The following is a 13758-nucleotide window of genomic DNA, read 5'->3' as shown; positions in this document are numbered from 1 at the left end:
AAATTGGCGGTGCCGTTCAAAGCAACCGAAATATCTGCGTTTTGTCGGATACGGGTATCCGACCTGCACATTCCGGCTTTTCAGACGACGTGTTCTTCTTGGAAGAATTTTTCAAGGCAATGCCACGGGGCGGCCGTTTTCGGGGTGGGCGATGATGTTCATCTCGACGCTGTAAATGTCTTTCAACACTTGCGCCGTCATGATTTCGGACGGCCTGCCCGTTTTCAGCAGCCGCCCTTGTTTGAGCGCGACCAGTTCGTCGCAATATTGCGCCGCCAGATTGATGTCGTGGATGACGATAATCACGCCCAGCCCCAAATCGCGCGACAGCTTCTGCACCAGTGCCATCACTTCTATCTGGTGGGCGATGTCCAAAGCGGCGAGCGGTTCGTCCAAGAGCAGGAAGCGGCTTTGCTGCGCCAGGCACATTGCCAGCCAGATGCGCGAACGCTCGCCGCCCGAGAGGGTATCGACGATTTGTCCGGTAAATTTTTCGGTGTGCGTCAGCCGGAAGGCTTGGGCGACCGCCTCCCTGTCCGCATCGTTGGTGCGCCCCAAAAGGCCGCTCCATGCATAACGCCCCATCATGACCAGCTCGCGGGCAGTCAGTGCGGTGGCGGCCGGCAGGTGCTGCGGCAGATAGGCGACTTCTTTGGCGTATCCGCGCACGGAATAGTCATGAATGTCCCTGCCGTCCAGCAATATCCTGCCGCCGGCCAATTCGTGTTGGCGCGTCAGCAGCTTGAGCAGGGTGGACTTGCCCGAGCCGTTGTGTCCGATCAGGCCGTAAACCTTGTTCGGTTCGAAAGAGAGGGAAATATCGTGCAGCAGGGTGCGCCCGGGCACGGCAAATGAGGCGTTTTGTAGTTGGAACACGGGTTCAGACGGCCTTTCGGTAAAATGGGGCGGAGGATGTTTGCCGGCGGATAAACAAAAAAACGGTACGGAACCGGCTTGTCCTGTTCAAAGCGGACGATACGCTAAGGTGTTGAAACACCGTGTGAACCGGTTCCATACTGTCTGTACGGCCTGCGGCTTTGCCGCTTTGTTCCGGTTTTGTCCGTCCGCTGTCAAACGGCAACTTTTCCGCCCGGTTGGATATGGTTAAAATATAACAATTCTTATTTCAATTCAAATGCAGACATGAGCCTCCCAAACACTCTCGCCATCCAAGACATCATCCGTTTCTGCGCCCTTGTGCTGCCTGCTTTGGACGGCGATGCGAGGCCGTCTGAAACAGAGGCGGACAGTCGCGAAGCGGAGATCATGGCATCGGCGTTCGGCAGGCTCTCCGTGGCACATCCTGAAGCAGGGGCGGTCTATTGGGCTTGCCGCACTTGGCTTTTATGGATGTGGCAGCCGGTTTATCTGGGTGTGTGGGCGGCATCGGTCAAAGGTGCATCGCCCGATTTTTCAGGTTTTGCCCACACTTTCGACGGGCTGTTTACCGCACGTTTCGGCATTGCGGTGCAGGATTGTACGGTGCGGCTCAGGCAGGAAGCCGTTTCACGAACCGCCACAGATTTGAAAGCCTATCTGTACGCCTCGCTGCCGCTGATTCGTCCGCATTATCCTTTGGGTGCGAAGCTGGCGGAATATTTCCTCGGCGATGCGGTGCTCAAAGCTCTGTCTGCCGCACATGCCCTGCGCCTGCTCTCGCGCGGTGAAACGGAAATGCTGGCGCGGCAATGGCAGGATGCTTTGGCGGTACGCTGCAACGGCGCGCTGGTGTGGGACGGGGAAACACAGGGGTTTCAGGCACAACTGGCCACCTGCTGCCAACACTACCGTCGGGAAGACGGGGAATTTTGCAGCGGTTGTCCGAAAACGCGGCCTTAGGGCAGGGCGGTTTCGGGTAAAGACATCACGGCATCAGAGGCTGCTGAAAATGCAACCGGCTGATTTGTCGTGAGCTTGTCTTGTTTTTGCGGTAGGGGAAAGGGTTTGCCGACATTCTTAAAGGCCGTCTGAATATTTTTCAGACGGCCTTTGCCGTTTGCTGCCTTAAAAATCGACGGATGCCGACAGGGTGAAGCTGCGCGGTGCGCCGGCGTTCAGGTAGCCGCTGTTAGGGTATCCGCCGACGGATGCCCAGTATTTCTTGTTGGCAACATTATCGAGGCGGGCGCGGAAGGTGGCTTCGTGCCTGCCGATTTGGGTGTGGTAGCGCGCGCCGATGTCGAAGCGCGTCCAGCCGCCGACTTTAAGCGTATTGGCCGCATCGGCGTAGGAAGAACCGGTGTAAACCATGCGTCCGTCAAATGCCAAACCTTGCACTTTCGGCACTTCCCATTCCAAGCCAATGTTGGCTTGGGTTTTAGCCGCGCCGATGGTGCGTTTGCCGTCAGTTAAAGATGAGCCGGTAGATTTCTGCTTGGCATCGAGCAGGGTAATGCCGCCCAAGAGCCTCACACCTTGTGCGACTTCCCCGTAAACGGTGATTTCCGCACCCCGGTGGCGGTCTTTGCCTTCGGAGGTGAAGCGGGCGGTGTTGTTGCTTTCGGCAACGTAAAGCGAACGCGGTTTGTCGGTGTGGAACAGGGCCAATCCCGCGCCGAAGCCGTTGGCTTCAAATTTCGTGCCGATTTCTTTTTGTTTGGAAACATAGGGTTTGAGCGATTCGCCGGTATTGCTGACGGCGTAGACCCGGCCGTTGATGGAGGCAGTCGAGCCTGCAGTCGCGCCTTGTCCCAGGCTTTCGATGTAGTTGCCGTACACCGACCAATTCGGCGTGATGCGGTACACCGCGCCGGCGGCGGGACTGAGGCGCGATTTTTTGTAATTTTCGGTTTGCGCGCCCGTATTATAGGCGTAAGCCTTGTTATGCACCTGCTGCCAGCGCGCACCGAGCATGAATTGCAGGCGTTTGTCCCAAAGGCTGAAGGTGTCACCCAAGGCGAAGCTGGTCAGGCGTGTTTTGCCGGTAACAGCAGGATTGCCCATGTCGTTGCCCGAATACAGCGGGTTGGCGGCTGCGGGTTGCGGATAGCGGGACGGGTTGTAGAGGTTGGTCGTATATTGGTTGCCCCAATCCATGATGTAAGCGTTTTTGCGCGAGGATTGGAACCGGTTGGCGGCGGCGGTCCATTCGTGCTCTACCGCGCCCGTATTGAATTTGCCGCGCAAACCGATTTCGCCCGTGTCGATTTTATCCTTACGCGCGTTGTCAAAGCGGTAAATCGATCCGTTGCCGTTGACATTGCCGACAGTCAGGTTTGCCAGAGAATTGTTTTCCTTGCTGCGGCGGAAGCCGTAGGCGGCGTAGGCAGTCAGGTTGTCGTTGAAATCGTATTCGCCACGCATTGTGCCGAACCAGTCGCGCTCGTTGGAATACGTCCAAGGCTGCGCCCAGTTGGACGAGGCATCAGGCGCGGCCGGCACGGCGGTCAGGCCTGACAGGGTAACATTGGTACGCGTGGCTTTGAGCTTGTTGTCCTGCCAGCCCAAATCGGCGGATAGGCGGGCATTTTCATTGCGCCAGTCTAGGCCGACATTGACCAGGCTGAGTTTGGACTTTTCGTCGTCTATTGCGGTTTTGCCGTTATGGTGCGCCGCATTGACGCGCACGCCGAATTCCTGATTTTGTCCGAAACGGCGCGCTACATCCGCCGCCAAACCACCGCGTTTTCCCGCACCGTAATTGGCAGTCAGCCGGTTCAATCCTTCATTGGACGCGCGTTTGGGCAATACGGATACCGTGCCGCCGATATTGTTGCCGCCCGGCGCCATGCCGTTTAAGAAGGCGGATGCGCCGCGCTGGACTTCCACGCGTTCGAAAAGCTCGGTGGCGATGTATTGGCGCGGCAGGATGCCGTAAAGGCCATTGTACATGGTATCGTCCGATTCGGCGGCAAAGCCGCGTATGAAATACGCTTCCTGAAAATTGCCGTAACCGCGCGCAACGCGGACGGTCGGGTCGTTTTGCAGTACGTCGCCGACGCTGCGCGCATGTTTGTCCTGAATCAGCCTATTGGTGTAAGCAGTATTGGAGAACGGCGATTCTAGGTTTTTTTTATTGCCCAAAATACCCACGCGGCTGCCGCGCGCCACCTGTCCGCCTTTAAATGCAGGAATCAAACCGCCCTTGGATGCGTCCGCGCTGGCGGTTACGGTGATGGTTTCGAGTTCGGAGATTTCTCGGTCTTGGGGTTCGTCTGAGGCAAATGCCGCCGAAACGGCAAGGAGGGAGAGGCTGAGGATGCTGAGTCTGGAAGCGAGCTTAGTCATTTGTATTTTCTTTCAAAAGTCGATCGTAATGGTTAATTTTAAAAGAAAATTAATTTTATTTCAAAAAAAATAAATAAATGATAAAAGGTTGTCTGAAACTGTTTTCAGACGACCTTTTGACTGAATGGCTATCAACTTTACCGTTTACGCCGCATCGTACAAACCGCGCACCACCCTGCCGATGGCGGCGATGCCTTTTTCCAGCGTTTCCGCGTCCTGAGCAATGCTCATGCGGATGCACTCGTGCGCGTGCGGATAATCTTGCGTATCGATGCCAACAAAGAAATGCTCGCCCGGAATAATCAGCGTGCCTTCGGCTTTGAGCATTTCGTACAGAGTTTGCGACGAAACGGGCAGGTTTTCAAACCAGAGCCACAGGAAAATCGCGCCTTCGGGCTTGTGGATTTTCAGCGGATATGCGCCCAGCTCGCGCTTGAGCAGCGAGACGGCAGTTTGTGCCTGATTGCGGTAAAACGGCCGGATGACGTCGTCTGAAAGCTGTTTCAGACGACCGTCCCGCAACAGCGGCGTTGCAATGGCTGAGCCGAAGCGGGTAGGCGACAGGTTCACAATCGCGTTCAGGCTGCTGACGGCTTTGACGACTTCGGGTGCGGCGACAATAATGCCGGTACGCACGCCGGGCAGGCCGATTTTAGAAAGGCTGAAGCAGAGGATGATGTTTTCGTGCCAGTTGAGCGTCACATCGCTGTAAATAATATTCGGGAACGGCATTCCGTAAGCGTTGTCGATAATCAGCGGAATCCCATGCTCCTGCGCCAAAGCGTCCAAACGCGCCATTTCGCCTGCTTTGAGTTCGGGCAGGCTCTCCAGCGCGTAAAAGTCCACGCGGTATTTGAAGAAGCCTGCTTCGCCTTAAAAAAGGCCGTCTGAAACTTTATTTTGCGTTTCAGACGGCCTTATTTTTAGTCAAAACAAGGGATTATTTATCCAGTTTGGCTTTGCGTTCTTCCAACCAATGTTCCAAGTAGTGGATGCTGACACCACCTTTTTGGAAACCCGGATCGCTGAACAAGTCGCGGTGCAGCGGCGTATTGGTTTTGATACCGGTAATCGCCAGCTCATCGAGGGCAACACGCATTTTGGCCATGGCTTGGTCGCGGTCTTTACCGACGACACAGACTTTGCCGATCAGGCTGTCGTAGTAAGGAGGGATGCGGTAGCCTTGGTAAATATGGCTGTCGACGCGGACGCCGAAGCCGCCGGGCAAGTGGCAGCTTTCAATCAGGCCCGGACTTGGAATGAAGTTGTACGGGTCTTCGGCGTTGATACGGCACTCAAACGCGTGGCCTTCGACTTGAATGTCTTCCTGTTTGTATTGCAAAGGCAGGCCGGATGCGATGCGCAATTGCTCTTGGACGATGTCCACGCCGGTGATGAGCTCGGTAACCGGATGCTCAACCTGAACGCGTGTGTTCATCTCGATAAAGAAGAATTCGCCGTCTTCGTACAGGAATTCAAACGTACCTGCGCCGCGATAGCCGATGCGTTTGCAAGCGTCGGCACAGGCTTTGCCGATTTTGGCGCGTTCTTCTTCAGTGATGAACGGAGCAGGCGCTTCCTCGATGACTTTTTGGTGGCGGCGCTGCATAGAGCAGTCGCGCTCGGCGAGATAGATGGCGTTGCCGTGTTCGTCGGCAATCACTTGGATTTCGACGTGGCGCGGACGCTGCAGATAGCGCTCCATGTAAACCATCGGGTTGCCGAATGCCGCGCCTGCTTCGGCTTTGGTCATTTCGACAGACTGGAGGAGGTCTTCTTTTTTCTCGACGACGCGCATACCGCGACCGCCGCCGCCACCGGAGGCTTTGATAATGACGGGATAACCGACTTTATCGGCGATTTTGAGGATTTCTTCGCCGTTGTCTGGCAATGCGCCTTCAGAGCCGGGAACGCAAGGCACGCCGGCTTCGATCATGGCGTGTTTGGCGGATACTTTGTCGCCCATCAGACGGATGGTGTCGGCTTTCGGGCCGATGAAGACAAAGCCGGATTGTTCGACTTGTTCGGCAAAATTGGCGTTTTCGGCGAGGAAGCCGTAGCCCGGGTGGATGCCGTCGGCTTCGGTTACTTCGGCAGCAGCAATGAGGGCGGGAATGTTGAGGTAGCTTTGTGCAGATGCGGCAGGGCCGATGCACACGGATTCGTCGGCGAGTTTGACGTGCAGGCTGTCTTTGTCGGCTTCGGAATGGACGGCGACGGTGGCGATGCCCATTTCACGGCAGGCACGCAGGACGCGCAGGGCGATTTCGCCCCGGTTGGCGATCAATACTTTTTTCAGCATGATAATCTTTCCGGATGGTTCAGACGGCCTCATCGGCCGCCTAATGCGTTGCGGATTTTTTGGTCGGTTTTGTATTGGCTCAAGGCGTAAACCGACCACATGGCTGCCGGTATCCAGCCAACCAGCGTACATTGCAGAATCAGACAGATGATGCCTGCAAACGGACGGCCGATGGTGAAAAACTGCAACCAAGGCAAGAAAATAGCCAAAATCAGACGCATGGTTTGTCCTTAATGAACAGAAAAAGGAATTTCAGACGGCCTTAAAGATAAAGGCCGTCTGAAAAAACGGATTATTCAATGATGAAGAGCGGCTCGCCGTATTCGACCGGAGTACCGTTTTCAACCAGAATTTCTTTAACGACACCGGATTTCTCGGCTTCGATTTCGTTCATCAGCTTCATGGCTTCGATGATGCACAAAGTATCGCCGGCTTTGACTTGTTGGCCGACTTCGACGAAAGCGGCGGCGTTCGGGCCTGGGGCGCGGTAGAACGTACCGACCATAGGCGATTTTTGCGCGTTGGACAAATCGCGAGCGGCAGGGGCGGCGGTTGGAGCGGCAGGTGCCGGAGCAGCAGCAACAGGGGCGGCAACCGGAGCGGCTGCGGCAGGTGCCGGAGCAGCATAAATAGGAGCTGCGGCGGCAGTGGTGCGCGTAATGCGGACTTTTTCTTCGCCTTCGGTAACTTCAATTTCTGCAATGCCTGATTCTTCGACCAAATCAATCAGTTTTTTTAATTTACGCAAATCCATTGCTTTTCCTTTTTAGCGCGGCATAAAGTGCATATTGGGTATGCGCCGCTGTGGTTTTAGATGATTTCCTGAGACGTCGGAAGGCAGGTTTGCCATCCGGCGTTTAAATAATGTCGGAACAGGGCGGAGCCTGAGAAATGAATCTGGTTATTTTCCCGAACTTGTCGGTAAATGTCCAGTAAAAGATAGAAAAAAGGCGTTTTTCGGCGAAAAAAGAAAGGAACGCTGATTTTTGTTAAAAAGTGATTTTTTCAAGAGCGTTTATTCTAATTTATTGGTTTTTCGACAAAACATGCCGTCTGAAAACCAACTTTGCGCGTATAATGGCGCCTGTTTTTTTAAAGTATGCGCGACAATGGATATTTCCGATTTTGATTTTGAATTGCCCGAAAAACTGATTGCCCAGCATCCTCCGGAAGTGCGCGGCAGCAGCAGGCTTCTGGTTGCCTTGCCTACATTGCCGATTGAAGACAAACATTTCGGCGATTTACCCGATTATGTTGCACCGGGCGATGTGCTGGTGTTTAACAATACCAAAGTGATGAAGGCGCGCCTGTTCGGCCAAAAAGCCAGCGGCGGCAAAATCGAAGCCCTGATTGAGCGGGTATTGGACGCGCATACCGCATTGGCGCATATCCGCTCGTCCAAATCGCCGAAACCGGGTACAGAATTGATTTTTGAAGGTGATATCCGTGCCGTCATGATGGAGCGCGCGGAGGAATTGTTTTGCCTGAAATTTGAAGGCGAGCAAACCGTTTACGAACTTTTAGAGCAAAACGGCCATCTGCCCTTGCCGCCTTATATCGAACGCGCGGCCGATGATGAGGACGACAGCCGCTATCAGACCGTGTACGCCAAATATCAAGGCGCAGTGGCCGCGCCGACGGCAGGCTTACACTTTACCGATGAATTGTTGGGCCGTCTGAAAGCCAAAGGCGTAGAAACCGCAGAAGTGACCCTGCACGTCGGTGCCGGCACATTCCAACCTGTGCGCGTCGATAAAATTGAAGAACACAAAATGCACAGCGAGTGGTTTGACGTACCGGCCGAGACCGTTGCCGCCGTTGAAGCCGCCAAAGCGCGCGGCAATAAGGTGTGGGCGGTGGGCACAACCTCCATGCGCGCCTTGGAATCTGCCGCACACGAAACAGGCCGTCTGAAAGCCGGTCGCGGCGATACCGATATTTTCATTACGCCGGGCTACCGCTTCAATGTTGCCGACCGCTTGATTACCAACTTCCACCTGCCCAAATCAACCTTGCTGATGCTCGTTAGCGCGTTTTCGGGCATGGAGCATATCCGTAGCGTTTACCGTCATGCGGTGGAACAGGAATACCGCTTTTTCAGCTATGGCGATGCGATGATTTTAGGGAAAGCGGAATAAAGCGGAAGTGGATTGGAGCGTTTTAAATGGGGTATTTGGGTTGTCCCGAATCCGAATCAGTTGGAACACTCTATTAAAACACACGAAGTTGTTGGGATTTGAGTTGTAAGAAACAAAGTACAAAAATAAAAAGGCCGTCTGAAAGTGGTTTTTCAGACGGCCTTTTATCTTTCCATGCTTAGGCGTCGATGTTTTGCGCCAGCAGGGCGTTGTTTTCGATGAAGGCGCGGCGCGGTTCGACTTCGTCGCCCATCAGGGTAACGAACACTTCGTCGGCGGCGATGGCGTCTTCGATGCGGACTTTCAGGAGACGGCGGACGGTAGGATCCATCGTGGTTTCCCAAAGTTGTTCCGGGTTCATCTCGCCCAAGCCTTTGTATCGTTGGATGGACATGCCTTTTTGGGCAACGCTCATCAAGATGTCCAAAGCGCCTTCAAAGCTGTCGATGTCGTATTCGTTGTCGCCTTTGTAGAGCTTCGCCCCTTTGCCGACCATGCCTTTGAGTGCGGCGGCGGTTTGGGTAAGGGTTTGGTAGGCTTTGCTGTTGAGGAACTTAGGATCGAGGTAGCTCACCATCACATTGCCGTGCAGCTTGCGTGTGATTTTGATGAACTGGTGTCCTTCATGGCCTTCGATGCGTTCGAGCGCGACTTCTTTTTCGTCCAAGAGGCTGCTCAATTCGGCAATGGCCCGGTCTGCGCTTTCTGCCGTGCTGAGATCGACCGGCGAAGCGTGCAGCATGGCGTGCAGGACGAGTTCGTCAATGATGCGGCTTTCTTGCTCGATAACCGTTTTGGCCAACAGGAATTGTTTGGCGGTATTGGCAAGCTCTTCGCCTTCGATGGTACGGCCGTCTGAAACGATTTTGGCTTTTTCCAAGGCCAAACCGAGCAGCCATTGGTCTTTTTCCAATTCGTCTTTGAGATAGCGCTCTTGTTTGCCATATTTGGCTTTGTACAAAGGCGGCTGGGCGATGTAGATGTAGCCACGTTCAACCAGCTCGGGCATTTGGCGGTAGAAGAAGGTCAGGAGCAGGGTGCGGATATGCGCGCCGTCCACGTCGGCATCGGTCATGATGATGATGCGGTGGTAGCGTAGTTTTTCGGCATTGAATTCTTCTTTGCCGATGCCTGCGCCTAGAGCGGTAATCAGCGTGGCGACTTCTTGGCTGGCCAGCATTTTTTCAAAACGTGCTTTTTCGACGTTCAAAATTTTACCTTTGAGCGGTAAAATCGCTTGGAATTTGCGGTCGCGGCCTTGCATGGCGGAACCGCCTGCGGAGTCGCCCTCGACGAGGTAGAGTTCGGACAGGGCAGGGTCTTTTTCTTGGCAGTCGGCAAGTTTGCCCGGCAGGCCCAAACCGTCCATCACGCCTTTGCGGCGGGTAATTTCGCGGGCTTTGCGGGCGGCTTCGCGCGCGCGCGCGGCATCGACGATTTTGCTGGTGATGATTTTGGCTTCGGTCGGGTTTTCTTCAAGGAAGTCGGTCAAGGCTTGGTTGATGACTTCGTTGACGACGGGACCGATTTCGCTGGAAACCAGTTTGTCTTTGGTTTGCGATGAGAATTTCGGATCGGGCAGTTTGACGGACAAAACGCAGGTCAGGCCTTCACGCATATCGTCGCCGGCGGTTTCGACTTTGGCTTTTTTGGCTACTTCGTTGGCTTCGATATAGTTGTTGATGGTGCGGGTCATCACTTGGCGCAGTGCGGTCAGGTGCGTACCGCCGTCGCGTTGCGGAATGTTGTTGGTAAAACATTGCACGCTTTCTTGGTAGCTGTCGTTCCATTGCATCGCACATTCCACGCTCATGCCGTCTTTTTCGCCGAACGCGTAGAAGATTTTTTCGTGCAACGGCGTTTTTTTGCGGTTCATGTATTGCACGAAGCCGGCCACGCCGCCGGAGAGGGCGAAGCTTTCGTGTCTGCCGTCGCGTTCGTCGGTCAGCTCGATGTCTACGCCGTTATTGAGGAAGGAGAGTTCGCGGATACGTTTGGCAAGAGTGTCGAAGCTGTATTCGACATTGCCGAAGGTTTCGCTGCTGGCGAGGAAGCGTACGGTTGTGCCTTTTTTGTCGGAATCGCCGACAACCTTCAACGGCTCTTCGGTTTCGCCGCGGACGAAGCGGACGAAGTGTTCTTTGCCGTCGCGGTAGATGGTCAGCGTTACCCAGTCGGACAGTGCGTTGACGACGGATACGCCCACGCCGTGCAAGCCGCCGGAGATTTTGTAGCTGTTGTTGTCGAACTTGCCGCCCGCGTGCAAGACGGTCATGATGACTTCGGCGGCAGAGCGTCCTTCTTTCGGGTGGATGCCGGTCGGCATGCCGCGGCCGTTGTCGGCCACGCTGACGGAATTGTCGGCATGGATGGTTACGGTGATTTTGTCGCAATGTCCGGCGAGCGCTTCGTCAATGGCGTTGTCGAGCACCTCGAACACCATGTGGTGCAGGCCGCTGCCGTCCTGCGTGTCGCCGATATACATACCGGGGCGTTTGCGTACCGCTTCCAAGCCTTCCAGCACTTGTATGCTGTCGGCGCCGTATTCTTCGTGTTTTTGGTCAGTCATGGTCTTTTCTTGCTGAATTTCAAGGAATTTTTCCGTGCGCGCAATGAAATGTCAAACGGGCGCGGCGGATGTGTTCCGAAAGGTCAAAATAATAGGCAATTATACCTGATTTTGCTGGAATATTCAGCGTTTTAAGTGCAAAAAGGCCGTCTGAAAGATTAAATTTCAGACGGCCTTTGTATCGGAAAACGGGTTTAGCGTTTGACACCGCTCAATCGCGCCCAGCCTTCTTCGATTTCGGCAGGCTCGATGTCGAACCATTGGCTGTAAATGCCGCTGAGTTCTTCGACTTGTTCGTCCAAAAGACCGGACAAGACAATGCGGCCGCCTTGTTTGGTACGCGCGGCAAGCATTTCTCCGAGCATACGCAGCGGGTTTGCCAGAATGTTGGCGACAACGACATCAAATTGGCCTTGCGGCAGGCCGTCCGGCAGGTAGAACTGCGCGTCGACGTTGTTTTGCGCGGCATTGTCTTTGCTGGCGCGGATGGCCTGTTCGTCAATATCTACACCGATGGCGGAGCCTGCGCCGAGTTTGAGGGCGGCAATGGCCAAAATGCCTGAGCCGCAGCCGTAGTCCAATACGCTTTCGCCGCCTTTGAGCTGCGTGTCCAGCCATTTGAGGCAGAGGCGGGTGGTCGGATGGCTGCCGGTGCCGAAGGCAAGGCCAGGGTCGAGTTGCAGGTTGACGGCGTCGCCGTTGGGCGCTTCGTGCCAAGACGGGGTAATCCACAGGCGGTCGGAAATTTGAATCGGGTCGAATTGCGCTTGGGTCAGGCGCACCCAGTCTTGATCTTCAAGGATTTCGTCGGTGTATTTCAAATCGTTCAAACCGCATTCCTGCGCGGCGGCTTCGATAATGGAAGCGGCATCGTCGCTTTCGCCGAAAAGGGCGATGACTTTGCTTTGTTGCCAGATTTGCTCGGTCGGCATGCCCGGCTCGCCGAAAATGGCCTGCTCGTTTTCTGTACCGGCGTAGGCATCTTCAATGGCGGCGGACAATGCGCCGTGTTCCATCAGCGCGTCGGCAAGGCGTTCGGCGACGGCATCGTTGACGTTGATGGTGATTTGTTGATAGGACATGGTGGGGCTTTCTTTTTAATAAGGCCGTCTGAAAATCGACGTTGTGCTTTCAGACGGCCTTGTAAGGTATGAAACCTGATGATGCGGGCTTATCGGTTTTTCAAACCCAGTACGTCTTGCATATCGTACAGACCTTTTTTGCCGTTTGCCCAAACTGCGGCGCGTACGGCACCGGCGGCAAAGGTCATGCGGCTGCTGGCTTTGTGGGTGATTTCCACGCGCTCGCCGTCGGTGGCGAAGAGGGCGGTGTGGTCGCCGACGATGTCGCCTGCGCGGACGGTGGCAAAACCGATGGTGGACGGATCGCGCGGGCCGGTGTGGCCTTCGCGGCCGTAAACGGCGCATTCTTTGAGGTCGCGGCCGAGGGCGTCGGCAATGACTTCACCCATGCGTAACGCGGTGCCGCTTGGGGCATCGACTTTGTGGCGGTGGTGGCCTTCGATGATTTCGATGTCGTAGCCTTCGTTTAACACGCGGGCGACGGTGTCGAGGATATGGAAGGTCAGGTTGACGCCGACGCTGAAGTTGGCGGCGAAGACAACGCCTGTTTTCTCGCCTGCGGCTTGGATGGCGGCTTTGCCTGCGTCGTCAAAACCGGTCGTGCCGATGATGATGTTGACGCCTTTTTCCACGCATTTTTGCAGGTGTTTCAGGGTTGGCTCGGGACGGGTAAAGTCGATGAGGACATCGCTTTGAGCCAGTACGGCATCTACGTCGTCTGAAATGGTAACGCCGGTTTTGAGGCCGGAGGCGAAGCCTGCATCCAAACCCAATACTTCCGAACCGGAATGTTCGAGTGCGCCGGAGAGGACGGCATCGGGGTGGTTGTTGACCGCTTCAACCAAAACGCGACCCATGCGGCCGTTGACGCCGGCAATGGCGATTTTCAATGCGCTCATGGGGCTTCCTTATTTCGCGTTGGTTTCGGTAGTCGGAACGACGTTTTGTCCGGCTTGAACCGCTTCGATGGATTTTTGAATGGCATCGCCTTCGGCACGTGCGAGGACGTCGTTTTCAAAGTACAGGGTCAGGTTGCTTTGTTCTTTGATGATGCCGTTGCGGCTGGTGTTGAAAGTGTAATCCCAGCGGTCGGCGTGGAAGGCGTCGCGCAGGAGCGGCGTACCGAGCAGCAGTTGGACTTGGTCGCGGGTCATGCCTTGGCGCAGGGAAACCACGGCGCGGGGATTGAGCTCGTTACCTTGAATGATTTTGAGTTTGTAGGATGGGAAGTTGGATACGCGCTCGGCACTGCATGAGGCCAGACCTAAAATAGCGGCGATGGCAAGGCATAAGGCTTTATTCACGGGCTTACCTTTCTGTGTCATTTCGGGAAAGATGTTTATCATCGCTTGAATATTTTTAAAAAGCAAACGATAATCATCTTCTTAATTTTTCTTTTCGCCGATTTTCAATTGTAAGACCGGCGGCAGATTGCCGCCC

Annotated in this window: 11 protein-coding genes and 1 pseudogene; 2 read left to right on the top strand and 10 right to left on the bottom strand. The window is 54.9% G+C overall.

The genetic code is table 11. The annotated features are described in order from the left end of the window. Positions 1 to 111 precede the first annotated feature (111 nt). Positions 112 to 876, bottom strand: a complete 765-nt coding sequence (locus ACTHTS_RS09545) for an ABC transporter ATP-binding protein (RefSeq protein WP_070815053.1) — start codon at positions 874 to 876, stop codon at positions 112 to 114. 267 nt (positions 877 to 1143) lie between these two features. Here ACTHTS_RS09545 and ACTHTS_RS09540 point away from each other — a divergent pair, with 267 nt between their 5' ends. Further along, a complete protein-coding gene (locus ACTHTS_RS09540) occupies positions 1144 to 1839 on the top strand; it encodes a siderophore ferric iron reductase (RefSeq protein ID WP_440369886.1) in 696 nt (231 codons plus the stop codon). 165 nt (positions 1840 to 2004) lie between these two features. On the opposite strand, the gene ACTHTS_RS09535 is transcribed toward ACTHTS_RS09540, so the two are convergent. From ACTHTS_RS09535 to accB, 5 genes and pseudogenes are all read right to left on the bottom strand, one after another. Then, entirely contained in the window at positions 2005 to 4227 is a 2223-nt protein-coding gene (locus ACTHTS_RS09535) for a TonB-dependent receptor (protein WP_440369885.1), read from the bottom strand. Between the two features lie 144 nt (positions 4228 to 4371). Beyond that, a pseudogene (locus tag ACTHTS_RS09530) lies at positions 4372 to 5100 on the bottom strand (aminotransferase class I/II-fold pyridoxal phosphate-dependent enzyme); the annotation flags it as partial. A gap of 67 nt (positions 5101 to 5167) precedes the next feature. Further along, the gene (gene accC, locus ACTHTS_RS09525; RefSeq protein ID WP_440369884.1) at positions 5168 to 6529 is read right to left on the bottom strand and encodes an acetyl-CoA carboxylase biotin carboxylase subunit; all 1362 of its coding nucleotides are present in this window, start codon (positions 6527 to 6529) and stop codon (positions 5168 to 5170) included. A 29-nt stretch (positions 6530 to 6558) separates the two neighbouring features. Beyond that, positions 6559 to 6750 (bottom strand): YqaE/Pmp3 family membrane protein, encoded by a 192-nt coding sequence (locus tag ACTHTS_RS09520; protein WP_003680299.1) that lies wholly within the window; start codon positions 6748 to 6750, stop codon positions 6559 to 6561. 71 nt (positions 6751 to 6821) lie between these two features. Continuing rightward, positions 6822 to 7283: an acetyl-CoA carboxylase biotin carboxyl carrier protein gene (gene accB / locus ACTHTS_RS09515; protein WP_440369883.1), complete on the bottom strand. Its 462-nt coding sequence runs from the start codon at positions 7281 to 7283 to the stop codon at positions 6822 to 6824. A 355-nt stretch (positions 7284 to 7638) separates the two neighbouring features. Between accB and queA the strand changes: the two genes are divergently transcribed. Next, a complete protein-coding gene (gene queA, locus ACTHTS_RS09510; RefSeq protein WP_440369882.1) occupies positions 7639 to 8667 on the top strand; it encodes a tRNA preQ1(34) S-adenosylmethionine ribosyltransferase-isomerase QueA in 1029 nt (342 codons plus the stop codon). Positions 8668 to 8845: 178 nt separating this feature from the next. Here queA and gyrB read toward each other — a convergent pair whose 3' ends face one another. From gyrB to ACTHTS_RS09490, 4 genes are all read right to left on the bottom strand, one after another. After that, on the bottom strand, positions 8846 to 11236 hold the full coding sequence (gene gyrB / locus ACTHTS_RS09505; RefSeq protein ID WP_440369881.1) for a DNA topoisomerase (ATP-hydrolyzing) subunit B: 2391 nt from the start codon (positions 11234 to 11236) through the stop codon (positions 8846 to 8848). Between the two features lie 194 nt (positions 11237 to 11430). Then, positions 11431 to 12318 (bottom strand): 50S ribosomal protein L11 methyltransferase, encoded by an 888-nt coding sequence (gene prmA / locus ACTHTS_RS09500; protein ID WP_440369880.1) that lies wholly within the window; start codon positions 12316 to 12318, stop codon positions 11431 to 11433. Between the two features lie 89 nt (positions 12319 to 12407). After that, positions 12408 to 13217, bottom strand: coding sequence for a 4-hydroxy-tetrahydrodipicolinate reductase (dapB, locus tag ACTHTS_RS09495; protein WP_070591557.1), 810 nt, complete (start codon positions 13215 to 13217; stop codon positions 12408 to 12410). Between the two features lie 9 nt (positions 13218 to 13226). Then, entirely contained in the window at positions 13227 to 13622 is a 396-nt protein-coding gene (locus tag ACTHTS_RS09490; protein WP_039862532.1) for an outer membrane protein assembly factor BamE, read from the bottom strand. Positions 13623 to 13758: the final 136 nt, after the last annotated feature.

Origin of the sequence: Neisseria sp. P0019.S003 (assembly GCF_051957115.1) — a bacterium.
In the GTDB taxonomy this organism is placed as follows: Bacteria; Pseudomonadota; Gammaproteobacteria; order Burkholderiales; family Neisseriaceae; genus Neisseria; species Neisseria flavescens_D.
Note: the sequence above shows the minus strand (reverse complement) of the source record. Positions and strands in the feature narration are given on the sequence as shown.

Excerpts from the sequence above, each read along its gene's own strand:
- ACTHTS_RS09540 (WP_440369886.1), top strand. The coding sequence starts at position 1,144 with ATGAGCCTCCCAAACACTCTCGCCATCCAAGACATCATCCGTTTCTGC.
- ACTHTS_RS09535 (WP_440369885.1), bottom strand. The coding sequence starts at position 4,227 with ATGACTAAGCTCGCTTCCAGACTCAGCATCCTCAGCCTCTCCCTCCTT.
- accC (WP_440369884.1), bottom strand. The coding sequence starts at position 6,529 with ATGCTGAAAAAAGTATTGATCGCCAACCGGGGCGAAATCGCCCTGCGC.
- ACTHTS_RS09520 (WP_003680299.1), bottom strand. The coding sequence starts at position 6,750 with ATGCGTCTGATTTTGGCTATTTTCTTGCCTTGGTTGCAGTTTTTCACC.
- accB (WP_440369883.1), bottom strand. The coding sequence starts at position 7,283 with ATGGATTTGCGTAAATTAAAAAAACTGATTGATTTGGTCGAAGAATCA.
- queA (WP_440369882.1), top strand. The coding sequence starts at position 7,639 with ATGGATATTTCCGATTTTGATTTTGAATTGCCCGAAAAACTGATTGCC.
- gyrB (WP_440369881.1), bottom strand. The coding sequence starts at position 11,236 with ATGACTGACCAAAAACACGAAGAATACGGCGCCGACAGCATACAAGTG.
- prmA (WP_440369880.1), bottom strand. The coding sequence starts at position 12,318 with ATGTCCTATCAACAAATCACCATCAACGTCAACGATGCCGTCGCCGAA.
- dapB (WP_070591557.1), bottom strand. The coding sequence starts at position 13,217 with ATGAGCGCATTGAAAATCGCCATTGCCGGCGTCAACGGCCGCATGGGT.